10 protein-coding genes are annotated in these 11,947 nt (G+C 47.5%); 7 read left to right on the forward strand and 3 right to left on the reverse strand.

Annotated features, from left to right (window positions below; translation table 11 throughout):
• Window positions 1-34: 34 nt before the first annotated feature.
• Window positions 35-2,029, forward strand: coding sequence for a (Fe-S)-binding protein (locus AOA63_RS03980; RefSeq protein WP_242848269.1), 1,995 nt, complete (start codon window positions 35-37; stop codon window positions 2,027-2,029).
• A gap of 26 nt (window positions 2,030-2,055) precedes the next feature.
• Here AOA63_RS03980 and AOA63_RS03985 read toward each other — a convergent pair whose 3' ends face one another.
• Window positions 2,056-3,291 (reverse strand): MFS transporter, encoded by a 1,236-nt coding sequence (locus tag AOA63_RS03985; protein ID WP_053958509.1) that lies wholly within the window; start codon window positions 3,289-3,291, stop codon window positions 2,056-2,058.
• Window positions 3,292-3,345: 54 nt separating this feature from the next.
• Window positions 3,346-3,675 carry a hypothetical protein gene (locus AOA63_RS03990; protein ID WP_139061495.1) on the reverse strand — a complete coding sequence of 110 codons (330 nt, stop codon included), beginning with the start codon at window positions 3,673-3,675 and terminating at the stop codon, window positions 3,346-3,348.
• 126 nt (window positions 3,676-3,801) lie between these two features.
• On the opposite strand from AOA63_RS03990, the gene feoB reads away from it, so the two are divergent.
• From feoB to sucD, 6 genes are all read left to right on the forward strand, one after another.
• Window positions 3,802-5,601 (forward strand): ferrous iron transport protein B, encoded by a 1,800-nt coding sequence (feoB, locus tag AOA63_RS03995; RefSeq protein ID WP_053958511.1) that lies wholly within the window; start codon window positions 3,802-3,804, stop codon window positions 5,599-5,601.
• 369 nt (window positions 5,602-5,970) lie between these two features.
• Complete coding sequence (gene icd / locus AOA63_RS04000; protein ID WP_053958512.1) at window positions 5,971-7,188, forward strand: NADP-dependent isocitrate dehydrogenase; 1,218 nt, start codon at window positions 5,971-5,973, stop codon at window positions 7,186-7,188.
• 26 nt (window positions 7,189-7,214) lie between these two features.
• On the forward strand, window positions 7,215-8,144 hold the full coding sequence (gene mdh, locus AOA63_RS04005) for a malate dehydrogenase (RefSeq protein ID WP_082343733.1): 930 nt from the start codon (window positions 7,215-7,217) through the stop codon (window positions 8,142-8,144).
• A gap of 19 nt (window positions 8,145-8,163) precedes the next feature.
• The gene (locus AOA63_RS04010; RefSeq protein ID WP_053958514.1) at window positions 8,164-9,438 is read left to right on the forward strand and encodes an NAD(P)-dependent malic enzyme; all 1,275 of its coding nucleotides are present in this window, start codon (window positions 8,164-8,166) and stop codon (window positions 9,436-9,438) included.
• The gene (sucC, locus tag AOA63_RS04015) at window positions 9,435-10,547 is read left to right on the forward strand and encodes an ADP-forming succinate--CoA ligase subunit beta (protein ID WP_053958515.1); all 1,113 of its coding nucleotides are present in this window, start codon (window positions 9,435-9,437) and stop codon (window positions 10,545-10,547) included. Before AOA63_RS04010 ends, sucC begins: the two co-directional genes overlap by 4 nt.
• The gene (sucD, locus tag AOA63_RS04020; RefSeq protein ID WP_053958516.1) at window positions 10,548-11,417 is read left to right on the forward strand and encodes a succinate--CoA ligase subunit alpha; all 870 of its coding nucleotides are present in this window, start codon (window positions 10,548-10,550) and stop codon (window positions 11,415-11,417) included.
• Between the two features lie 36 nt (window positions 11,418-11,453).
• Here sucD and AOA63_RS18845 read toward each other — a convergent pair whose 3' ends face one another.
• The gene (locus AOA63_RS18845; protein ID WP_197648378.1) at window positions 11,454-11,816 is read right to left on the reverse strand and encodes a helix-turn-helix domain-containing protein; all 363 of its coding nucleotides are present in this window, start codon (window positions 11,814-11,816) and stop codon (window positions 11,454-11,456) included.
• Window positions 11,817-11,947 lie beyond the last annotated feature (131 nt).

Here is an 11,947-nt window from a genome sequence, read left to right on the forward strand (position 1 = left end):
AATTTGTGGATACCTCGTCGGTAGAGGAGGCTTTATGATGTCGCTGAATCATTTGGCATTTATCGTGGTGGTTCTTTTAGCCATCTTATGGTTCGGGCTTTTGGTAACCGAGAAATGGGAATTGGTCCAGATAGGACAACCCCTTAATCGTTTTGATCAACCTGGCATCCGGTGGCAAGGTGTTTGGAAAGAAGTCTTTGGTCAACATCGCGTATTGCAGGAACGGTTTTCAGGCATGATGCATGTGATGATGTTTTGGGGATTTTTTATTGTATCAATCCAAACTATAATCTTTTTTTTCAACGGGTTGTTTCCCGTGATCCCCATTCCCACCGGTCTTATCGGTACTATCCTTGATACAGCCTTTGACATTACCGCCATATTCGTGCTGATCGCCGTGATGATGGCGGCCTATAAGCGGTATGTGGCCAAGACACCTCGTTTGGTAAGAAATTGGGATGCGGGTTTGGTGCTTATCTTGATTGCGTTAATTATTCTTGCCCAATTGAGCATAGAAAGTTTTCAATGGGCCTTAAATCCTCATATGTTCTGGGCGCCCTTAGGGAGTTTGCTAGGAGGATGGCTTCATCATTTTGGTCATGGTTTTGATCAACAGGGTCTCGAAATATCCATATGGGTGAATGCTTTGGGCCTGTTGGGATTTTTGGTGTATCTTCCCTATTCCAAACATTTTCACTTATTTGTCGCTCCATTTAACATTTATTTTCGAAATCTCGATAATAAAGGACATTTACCAGCCTTAAATTTTGACGATGACACGGTCGAAAGTTATGGCATTGGACAAGTGGCTGATTTGACTTGGAAAGATTTGTTAGATACCTACGCGTGCGTTCAATGCGGACGATGCACGGCGGTTTGTCCCGCGAATCAGACAGGGAAAACCCTTTCGCCGAAAAACATTATAGTGACATTACGCCAACAGCTAGAATTGGTAGGACCTATCTTAAATGAAGCCGCGGCTAGCCGCACCTCGGCGCAACAAGCATTGCTAGAAACGCCTTTAGCGGGTGGAGTGATTGCGGAACAAGACTTGTGGGCATGTACTACTTGCAGTGCCTGTGTTGAAGTTTGCCCCGTCTATGATGAACATGTGGTCAAAATTGTGGGGATGCGTCGTCATCTTGTGCTGACACAGGGTGAAATGCCTAATGAAGCTCAAAATGTCTTTCGCAACATGGAAAACCAGGGAAATCCATGGGGATTGGGGATCGACGCGCGTCAACAATTTGCTAAAACAATGGGTATCAAAGATGTGAGCCGGGGAGACACACCTAAGGTGCTGTATTGGATGGGATGTGCTGCAACCTATGATGATCGGGCCAAAAAAGTTGCAGAGGCGACGGTGACATTGTTGAAACAGGCTGGTGTCGATGTGGGAGTCCTTGGGGCACTGGAAAAATGCACAGGGGATTCAGCCAGACGGTTAGGTAATGAATATTTGTACCAAGCTTTGGCAACAGAAAATGTAGAGACATTAAACGCTGCCAATCCGGAGATTATCATAACCACGTGTCCTCACTGCTTTAACACCATCAAAAACGAGTATCCTGATTTTGGGGGACATTATACAGTTAAACACCATGCTGAATATTTGGCTGAGTTGATTGCGGACGGCAAGTTAACGCCTGTGAAGGAATTGGATGAAACGTTAACCTATCATGATTCCTGCTATTTGGGACGGTATAACAATATTTATGATGCTCCCCGTGACATTTTGCAATCAGTGCCCGGTGTCCAGTTAAAAGAAATGGAACGCTCGCGTGACAGAAGTTTTTGCTGTGGAGCGGGAGGAGGGCGTATGTGGCTCGAGGAACGCGAAGGCCAACGAATTAACCAAAATCGGGCGCAACAAGCCTTAAACACAGGAGCAACGACTATTGCTACCGCTTGTCCCTTTTGCTTGACGATGATAAGGGATGGGGTTCAGTCTCTTGGCCAAGAACAAGACGTTAAGGTTCGGGATTTTTCAGAAATTCTGGCCGACGCGATATTGCCAATCATTAAATAAAATAGCGTCATATGCCTGATTGGGGTCTAGCGGGACATTTGCCGGGCATGCTTGAGCCATGTTTTTTCAATGACGGTTCCGGTTAAAAGGAATGCTATACCGCCTATCGCCCGCCACAATGCTGATATCTGCATTGTGGCGATAATGTTGGTTCGGGATAATGCCCAAATGCCGAATTCAGGCGCAATAAAAGCGATGGCTCCAATGATGATGTTATAGACGACAATATATTCACTCCGATGTTGAGCTGGGACATGCGCTTGCAATTCGGTAAATAATAAAAGATTAACCCCGCTCAAAAAAAGCCCGGCTTCAAAATTAATCCCGCTTAATACCACAAGATTTTTAGTCAAAATGGTTAACCAGGGTACAGTCGCCAATCCCATGGCTGCATATCCCAGCGCGATCATAGCTCCTTTGTGACGGGCAAAATTCCGCCACAGAGGGAAACTGATGGCCTGGCTGATCAGCGCCATTACACTAAAGATTCCAAGCCAAAAAGCTGTAGCATGGGCTTGCCCGATTTGATACAGGTTAAATAAGGGCCACGACATCTGCCATCCAAAGTTAAAGAACGCGGATAACAAGGCATAACGTAAGAATACGTGATTATGGATGATGGTGCGCCATGGTAGGCGTGATGATACAGTAGGGGATGTGGACGCTTTCAATTGATGACGACCGAGTGTCATAACTTCTAAAATGCCTAAAACGGTTGCTAAGACAATAAATACCTGTAAAGCACGAGTTGAACCATGTGAGAAAAACTGTGTAATGAGACCTGTAAACAGACTAGCGCCTAGTGCGACTAAAGTGGTTACCACGTTGCGTTGACTAAAAAATCCCTCTCGTAACGAGGCAGGAATGAGATGACCAATCAGCGTCTGCCAACCCATTAACCCCCAGGTTTGGGGAATATTCGCCAATGTGAAGACGATGAGTGCAAATTCTGCCGCGTGGTGTGGGCTGAGCCACGGCGCCAAAGCTAACAAAACATAGGATAAACGTGTCACCAAGAAGGACCTGGTTGTGCCCTGTACCAGCGTGGGCAGTTGGGGTAAGCGAAAGATTAAAAGAATACTGGCCAACAGTGCGCCTAATGCGGGCAACGCATTGAGCAAGCCTACTTGTTTAGTGCTCGCATGGAGACTATCAATGAAGTATAAAGGAAAGAATGTCGAAATAATTGTGGTGGACGCGGTAAAAAATGCGCCGTGCCACAATGATCGCCGCAAATTATACCGCAAGGTCATGGCTCGCATATTTAATGCCCGTCCTATTCTCCAGCGTGCTCTGTCCCATTATAGTACAAGCCCTTAGGGAGAACTTAGACCCGGAAAAAATATTTGTGGGTCTCCTGCTAAATGATTGCTCTGATAATAAAGAGTTAACTGGCGATATAAGAAAGGGCGGGACGCTCGCTGCATCAGTTTGGTTCGCAAAAATTCAAAGCGGGCTGCTGTGACCACATCACAAATGAATGCAAAATATGCGCCATCACTAATCACTCGGGCCGTGCCAACCAGGTGTTTGTTTGACCATGCGTGAATCACATAAGCGGAGCGTTGCCAAATCAGATCAATTGTCTCTAAATCCCTTCCAGCTGTTGATGGATCCTCGTCCCACAAATGCTTGAGATATTCCAATGGTACGTCGCGGTCATGGCGTATGTGGATGAAATTCCTCGGACTGCCCAATTATGAACTCCTTTATTGCGACCGTGGTCTTTTTCTGGATTGTGATGCATAGCTTGTCCCAGGAGGGATTGGAATATGCCCGAACGGACCATTGTTTTGGTAGGAAACCCCAATGTAGGCAAGTCGTTGGTATTTCAGAAACTTACTGGCCGTTATGTTGAGGTTTCAAATTTCCCCGGCAGTACGGTACAGATTCTTGAAGGAGTTTATGGGAAGGACCGGATCATCGATACACCAGGGGTCTATGGAATAAGCCGGTTATCCGATGAAGAAAAAATGACGGTTTCAGCATTAGAACAGGCTGATATTGTCTTGAATGTTCTTGACGGGACCCGTTTATCCCGCGATCTTTTTTTGACCTTGCAACTGATTGATGCCGGTTTACCAGTGATTCTCGTCATAAACATGATGGACGAAGTCGAGAAAGAGGGAGCTGCCATTAACACCGCACTATTGGAAGAGATTCTGGGCGTGCCGGTTGTGGGGATTTCTGCGACCAAAGGATCCAACTTTGGTGTGTTACGCTCGCTCATCGAATCTAATGTGCAGGCTAAAACCCCGGAAAAATCTTGGCAAACGCCCCCGTCATGGCATCTTAGTGGACTACAATCGTTGTTATGGCACGAAGAAGACGAGGAACTAGCACGCAAAGTGGGACAGAAACCAGAAACCGGCATGCGTGAAGAGCATTATATAGCCCGGCGCAGCCGTGCTGATGACATCGCTTCTCGTGTCCTGACGCTTGCATCGTCACACCGTCAAAACTATTTATGGTTGGATCGGTTTCTCCTCAGTCCTTGGGGAGGATTTGTGACGGCAGGTATAGTGGTGGGGGTCATTTATTATTTCGTCGGCATCGTGGTCGCCGGGACCGTTGTGGATACCTTGGAGCAGTATACGTCGCTTCTCGTGATTCCTGTCGTGCAACATCTGATAGGGCTGATGGTTCCCCCTCAGTCATGGCCCTTTAGATTACTCGTGGGACAATATGGCATGATTTCCGCCGGATTAATTTATATCGTCGCATTGTTGTTACCGCTGGTAACAGCCTTTTATTTGCTCTTAGCGATTTTAGAGGACACGGGTTACTTACCACGTTTAGCCACATGGTTGGATCGGTGGTTTTTGCGGTTAGGACTTAATGGGCGCGCGGTGATTCCTTTAGTATTAGGCTTTGGTTGCGTGACAATGGCGACACTCACAACCAGGGCTTTAGAAACCCAACGAGAACGAACGATTTCAACCATTTTACTGGCGTGGACAATCCCATGTTCGGCCCAAATGGGAATCATTATCGGCTTACTAAGTGGTGTCGGGGCTATCTATGCCTTGACTTATGCTGTGACGATTATTGGACTTTTTATAGGCATTGGAACAATCTTGGATAAGAGCTTACCCGGTCGTCCCACGCCATTGTTGTTGGACTTGCCACGATTACGTCTTCCTCACTGGCACAATGTCCTATGGAAGACAGAAACCAAAGTGATCGAATTTTTGCGAGAAGCTTGGCCTTTATTCGTTGTGGGTTCTGGGCTCATTGAACTCGGAGATATGACAGGTATCTTGCCCGCTTTTGATCGTCTTGTGGGACCATTTTTGCAATATTGGTTAGGATTACCTAAGGAGGCGACCCAATCATTTCTCTTAGGATTTATTCGGCGCGATTTTGGTGCTGCCGGATTTTATGAATTAGGACTGACACCTCACCAAATTGTCACAGGCGCAGTGACATTGACGCTATTTGTCCCTTGTATGGCATCGACTCTCGTCATTTTGAAAGAACGCGGCTGGCGGGATGGATCATTGATTTGGGTTGGCTCCATTATCTTGGCCTTACTTGTAGGAGGATTCATGGCCCGTTTTGGACCCGTCTGAGATTCTTGGCATAGATTATGGCGGGGGTTGAAAATTATGGAGACAGTCAAATCTTGTCCGGCATGTGGCTTACCCTTACGAGGATTGGTGGGACGCTGTCCGAGATGCGGAAGTATTATCTCCGAATTGTGGATGAGTTCATGTAGGCAATGCTCGTTACAAAAATCGTGTAGCCCTTTGGTATCTTCAGACTTAAAGGTCAATTCTCCCGTGAAGGCTCATACGCGCCTACGCCCTTAGGCTAGGCGCTTTTCGTATGTGATTTCAAAAAAGTTTAATTTGTGAAATTTATCAACGATCCTTGAGCGGGCGATAAAAACTGTGCCATCATGGAGATGCATTTGAAGGAGGAAGGAGAGGCTAGCGATAATGGATGGTCATAAAATTGTTTATCATAACGGAACGATTGTAGTGCCTTCCGATCCCATCATCCCTTTTATTGAAGGGGACGGCATTGGTCCCGATATTTGGCGGGCAACCAAGCGTGTGGTGGACGCAGCGGTAAAGGCTAGTTATCACGGACAGCGACAGATTCATTGGGTAGAGGTATTAGCTGGCGAAAAAGCTCATGATGCCGTTGGGGAGTGGTTACCTCAACGAACACTTGACATGTTTCGTGAATATAAAGTCGGAATCAAAGGGCCCCTGACGACACCGGTCGGTGGCGGAATCCGCAGCCTCAACGTCACATTACGACAGGAATTAGATCTCTTTGCATGTGTGCGGCCCGTGCGCTACATCCCCGGCGTTCCCTCTCCAATGATCCATCCGGAATTTGTTGATATGGTTATATTCCGGGAAAATACCGAGGATGTTTATGCTGGTATTGAATGGCCCGCAAATTCCCCTGAAGCCAAGAAAATTATTGAATTTATCAATAAAGAGACCGGTAAACATATTGATTTGACAGCGGGAATTGGCATTAAACCAATCACTCGATTAGGAAGTGAACGGTTGATTCGCAGCGCCATTCAATATGCCATTAGCCACCACCGTCGTTCTGTCACCATGATGCACAAAGGGAATATTATGAAGTTTACGGAAGGTGCATTCCGGGATTATGGTTATCAGTTAGCCGAACGCGAGTTCCCGGATCAGGTGATAACGGAAAGCGTATTATATGAGAAATATGATGGACATCAACCTGAGGGGACCATTGTATTAAAAGATCGCATTGCCGACATCACCTTCCAACAAGTGCTATTGCGTCCCAAGGAATTTGACGTGATTGCCACGCCAAATTTGAATGGAGACTATTTGTCCGATGCATTAGCTGCACAAGTCGGGGGTGTAGGCATGGCTCCGGGCAATAACATGTCCAATGAGATTGCCATCTTTGAAGCCACGCATGGTACAGCTCCGAAATACGCTAATCTCGACAAGGTCAACCCGAGTTCCTTGATTTTATCCGCGGTGATGATGCTGGAGCATTTGGGATGGAATGAAGCAGCGGATACTGTTATCAAGGCTTTGGAAGACACCATTCAGGCCAAAACCGTTACGTATGACTTGGCACGCCAACTCCCAGGCGCTAAGGAAGTTAAGACGTCTGAATTTGCTGACGCCATTATCAGTCGCTTGCGGTAATCCATTTGATTAAGGGGTGAATGATGATGTTTAAACGGAACAAGATCACCATTATTGGAGCAGGGGCAACAGGAGCTACGACGGCTCACGTGATGGCGCTTAAAGAACTTGGAGACATTGTGTTAGTGGATGTTGCCCCAGGAATTCCTGAAGGTAAGGCGTTAGATATTTGGGAAGCGGGTCCTATTGAACGCTTTAGTTTGAAGGTTGTGGGTACCACAGATTACGAGTTGACTCGTGACTCCGACATTATTGTGGTCACGGCAGGAATGCCACGTAAACCAGGAATGAGTCGGGACGATTTGTTAAAAGTTAACGCAGAGATTGTACATCAAGTCGTGGCACAAGCCTCACAACTTTCTCCGAATGCCATTTTGGTTATCTTGAGCAATCCGGCTGATGTTATGGCGTATGTGGCCCAAAAAGCCAGCGGGTTTCCTTATCACCGTGTGATTGGGCAGGCTGGAGTACTTGATTCTGCACGGTTTAGAGCCTTTTTAGCGGACGCACTACAGGTTTCGCCAAAAGATGTGACCGCTTTTGTGATGGGAGGCCACGGTGATGACATGGTGCCTTTGGTACGTTATTCTTCAGTCGGCGGAATTCCCGTCGAAAAATTATTGCCGCGAGAAACCCTTGACCAAATTGTCCAACGTACCCGGACTGGCGGTGGCGAAGTTCTGAATCTCATGAAAATATCTGCGTTTTATGCTCCCGCTTCATCCTTGGCAGAAATGGTTGAAGCGATTTTGAAAGATGAACGTCGGGTTATCCCAGTCATCAGTTATCTTGATGGCGAATATGGCGAACATGATATTTTCGTGGGAGTTCCCGCCATTGTCGGTGGCAATGGCATTGAAAAAGTATTAGAGGTGGAATTTACTGACGAAGAACGAGCAGCGTTTGCGAAATCGGTGGCGGCCGTAAGGAAACCGTTATCGATGTTAAATTATTAACGGATACGAGGAGGACCCCATGCATAGCCGAGATCGGGCATTACAGTATCATCAAGAACATCAGGGCAAGATTCAAGTGATGAGTAAGGTCCCAGTGAAAACCCAAGAAGATTTGTCACTGGCCTATACCCCCGGGGTGGCAGAGCCCTGTCGAGCCATTCAGCAAAATCCGGGATTGGTGGATGTCTATACAAACCGTGCCAATATGGTCGCGATCGTCACCGATGGTACGGCTGTGTTGGGACTCGGCGACATTGGACCCATGGCGGGTCTTCCGGTGATGGAAGGTAAATCGATTTTATTCAAAATGTTTGGCGGTGTGGATGCCGTTCCTATTTGTTTAGACACTAAAGATCCAGACAAAATTGTTGAGACCGTTCGATTATTACAACCCAGTTTTGGCGGCGTGAATTTGGAAGATGTTTCGGCGCCCAGGGCATTTGAAATTGAACAAAAACTGAAGGATGTCTTATCCATCCCAGTTTTTAACGATGATCAGCACGGGACCGCGGTCGTAGTAGGGGCCGCGGTAATCAATGCCCTGAAATATGTAGGCAAAGCTCTGAGCGACGTGCGCATTGTGTTTAATGGTGCAGGCGCGGCGGCGATTGCTACGGCCAAACATTTACTGGCTCTGGGTGCACGCGATGTGTCATTAGTTGACCGTCAAGGCTTAATTTACGACGGCAGACCTGGAAACAGTAATCCATATAAGGAAGAGATAGCACAAATTACGAATCTCGAACGAAGAATGGGAGGGCTTGCAGAAGCTTTAGAAGAAGCAGATGTGTTTATCGGCGTCTCGGTTGCCGGAGCATTAACGTTAGACATGGTTCGGAAAATGAAGTCCGATGCGATTGTGTTTGCTCTGGCCAATCCCGTTCCGGAAATCTGGCCGGTTTTGGCGCTTGAGGCAGGAGCCCGGGTTGTGGGGACTGGTCGCAGCGATTTTCCCAATCAGATTAATAATGTTTTAGGTTTTCCCGGAATATTCCGTGGGGCTCTTGATGTCAGGGCACGGGATATTAACGAAGCCATGCGCGTCGCGGCCTCGGTGGCCTTAGCCAATTTGGTCAGAGATGATGAATTACGCGATGACTACATTATTCCACAGGCGATGGACCGGCGCGTTGCTCCCGCCGTCGCCAAAGCTGTTGCGCAGGCTGCTCTAAATACAGGTGTGGCGCAATCCACAGATGTGGATCCCAATTGGGTGGAAAAACACTGTCGAGAGTTAGTGAGTCAGGTTCTAGGACAAGAGGACAAAATCCTGGAAGGAGACGAACAACGATGAAGCAATACGAATATATGGCCAAGGGGATTTTAGCTGAGCACGGCATTCCCATTGCGCCCGGGCGATTGGTCGATTCGCCCGAAGGCGCGGCCAGTGCGGTTAGGGACTTGGGCCCGGTAGCACTCAAGGCTCAAGTCTTGGTGGGAGGACGCGGCAAAGCCGGAGGAATTCGGTTTGCCGAAACTCCGGAACAAGGCGCTGAAATCGCCAAGAATATGCTTGGTATGGAATTAAAAGGGTATCGCGTAGAAAAATTGTATGCCGAACAAAAGTTGCCGATTGAAAAAGAATTATATATCTCCGTTACCACAGACCGTAATGCTAAATGTCCCCTGGTCATGGCCTCAGCGGCGGGGGGTGTAGAAATCGAAGAGGTTGCGGATGCCCAAATCGTCAAGCGATACGTGGACCCGGCCGTCGGAGTGCTTCCCTATTTTGGGCGGGAAATGGCTGAAGCTTTAGGATTGAAAGACACGTTGTTTAAGGAATTTGCGGATTTGGTTGTAAAATTATACCAAATTTACCGGGAAAAAGATGCTGAACTGGTCGAAATCAATCCTTTAGCTGTGGTCCAGGGACACCTAATTGCCGCCGATGCCCGGTTAAATATTGATGATAGTGCTCTGTATCGCCATCCTGACGTGATACGTGTCGATGAAGGGTCGTCTCTCGAAAAACAAGTACATGAAATCGGACTGGCATACGTCGAACTGGATGGAGATATTGCAGTTATGGCTAATGGTGCCGGGATGGCTATGGCGACATTGGACGCCATTCAATATTTTGGCGGCCGGCCGGCTAATTTTCTCGATGCGGGAGGCGGGGCTTCGGTAGAGCCCACAGCGCAAGCCCTTGGTGTTTTGGTATCTATGAAGCCCAAAGCCATTTTGGTCAACATATTTGGTGGAATTACCCGCTGTGATGATGTGGCTAAGGCAATTTTACAAGTGAAAAGTACGGTGGGAATTCCTGTGCCGTTGGTCGTAAGGTTAGTGGGAACCAACGAAAGAGAAGGTGTGGCTTTGCTAAATGAAGCAGGGATTCAGGCCTATTCTGACATGGCAGATGCCGCGGAGCAAGCCGTTCGTCTGGCAAAGGAGGCCGTTTAAATGGCTATTTTATTAACCCATCATGACCGGGTGATTGTGCAAGGTATTACGGGTAATCAAGGACGGTTTCACACCCGGCAAATGTTGGCGTATGGAACTCCTGTCGTCGGCGGTGTCTCACCAACAAAAGGGGGACAAGATGTCGAAGGAGTACCGGTATATGATACCGTAAGAGACGCGGTCGAAAAAACCGGGGCAACAGCTTCGATTGTTTTTGTTCCGGCACCGTTTGCCAAGGATGCGGCTTTTGAAGCTATGGAAAATGGGATCCGCTTAATTGTCATGATACCTGAACACATTCCGGTCCAAGATTCTATTGATATTGTCAACCGGGCTAAAACAGTGGGGACGACCATTATTGGCCCGAATACCTTTGGCATTATTTCGCCTAGTGAACATACTAAAATGGGTATTATGCCTAATCACATTTATAAGCCAGGGCCTGTTGGCGTTGTTGCCCGGTCTGGAACGTTAAGTTATGAAATCGCTTTCAGTTTGTCTCAACATAATCTTGGGCAAACCACGGTGGTCGGAATGGGTGGAGATCCTGTTGTCGGACAAACGTTTATTACCGTGTTGGAACAATTTCGGCAGGATCCAGATACCCGGTGCGTAGTGATGGTGGGAGAAATTGGGGGAAGTGCAGAAGAAGAAGCTGCGGAATATTTGACGACATTGGGGAAGCCCGTCGTGGTGTATTTGGCAGGCCGAGCAGCACCGGCCGGCAAACGAATGGGACATGCGGGTGCGATTATTGAACGCGGCAAAGGCACTCTAGCCAGTAAGGAAAAGGCTTTGAAAGCCCACGGAGCTGAAGTGGTTACGATGCCATGGCAGGTGGCAGAAGCTGTTCATTCTGTCTTAGGATGATTGAACCGTTTTCTGAGGATTACAGGGGATTTTCTTTTATGACGAGTGGCTCTGTTTACGACGGGCCACTTTATTTTGAATCAGTGCCCAGACATCGGTCCAATCTTCATCAGATAACGTGGAAACTGCCTCTTGCCATTGCTGATGATTAATGCCACCATAAATAACCGGTTCTTCATGTAAAGCCGTATTGAGATATCCGGCTCGTTCCATAAGTTGTTCATAGGGAATATCGAGTGCTTGCGCCAAACGCCGCAAAACAGCGGGACTAGGTGGATTGCGCAGTCCTCGCTCAATACGAGACAAGTAGGATGAACTAGTTGCTGTCCGTTCGGCTAAAGCGACTAAAGACAAATGTTTCGCCTGCCGCTGTTCACGGAGAAATTTACCGAATTGCAATGCTGTCCGCCTCCTATGTGATGTGCCTCCTTGTCTAATCCTATCGAATCTGTTGCCTATAGGCAACATTCATGGCCGGAAACGGCAACCGGTATACAAATTGCCAAAATGATAAAATTACGCTATGATTT

The organism is Sulfobacillus thermosulfidooxidans (assembly GCF_001280565.1).
In the GTDB taxonomy this organism is placed as follows: domain Bacteria; phylum Bacillota; class Sulfobacillia; order Sulfobacillales; family Sulfobacillaceae; genus Sulfobacillus; species Sulfobacillus thermosulfidooxidans_A.

What these genes read in the sequence shown, in the direction of transcription:
- icd (WP_053958512.1), top strand. Translation starts at nt 5,971, where the DNA reads ATGGATGGTCATAAAATTGTTTATCATAACGGAACGATTGTAGTGCCT.
- mdh (WP_082343733.1), top strand. Translation starts at nt 7,215, where the DNA reads ATGTTTAAACGGAACAAGATCACCATTATTGGAGCAGGGGCAACAGGA.
- AOA63_RS03985 (WP_053958509.1), bottom strand. Translation starts at nt 3,291, where the DNA reads ATGCGAGCCATGACCTTGCGGTATAATTTGCGGCGATCATTGTGGCAC.
- AOA63_RS03980 (WP_242848269.1), top strand. Translation starts at nt 35, where the DNA reads ATGATGTCGCTGAATCATTTGGCATTTATCGTGGTGGTTCTTTTAGCC.
- AOA63_RS04010 (WP_053958514.1), top strand. Translation starts at nt 8,164, where the DNA reads ATGCATAGCCGAGATCGGGCATTACAGTATCATCAAGAACATCAGGGC.
- sucC (WP_053958515.1), top strand. Translation starts at nt 9,435, where the DNA reads ATGAAGCAATACGAATATATGGCCAAGGGGATTTTAGCTGAGCACGGC.
- sucD (WP_053958516.1), top strand. Translation starts at nt 10,548, where the DNA reads ATGGCTATTTTATTAACCCATCATGACCGGGTGATTGTGCAAGGTATT.
- feoB (WP_053958511.1), top strand. Translation starts at nt 3,802, where the DNA reads ATGCCCGAACGGACCATTGTTTTGGTAGGAAACCCCAATGTAGGCAAG.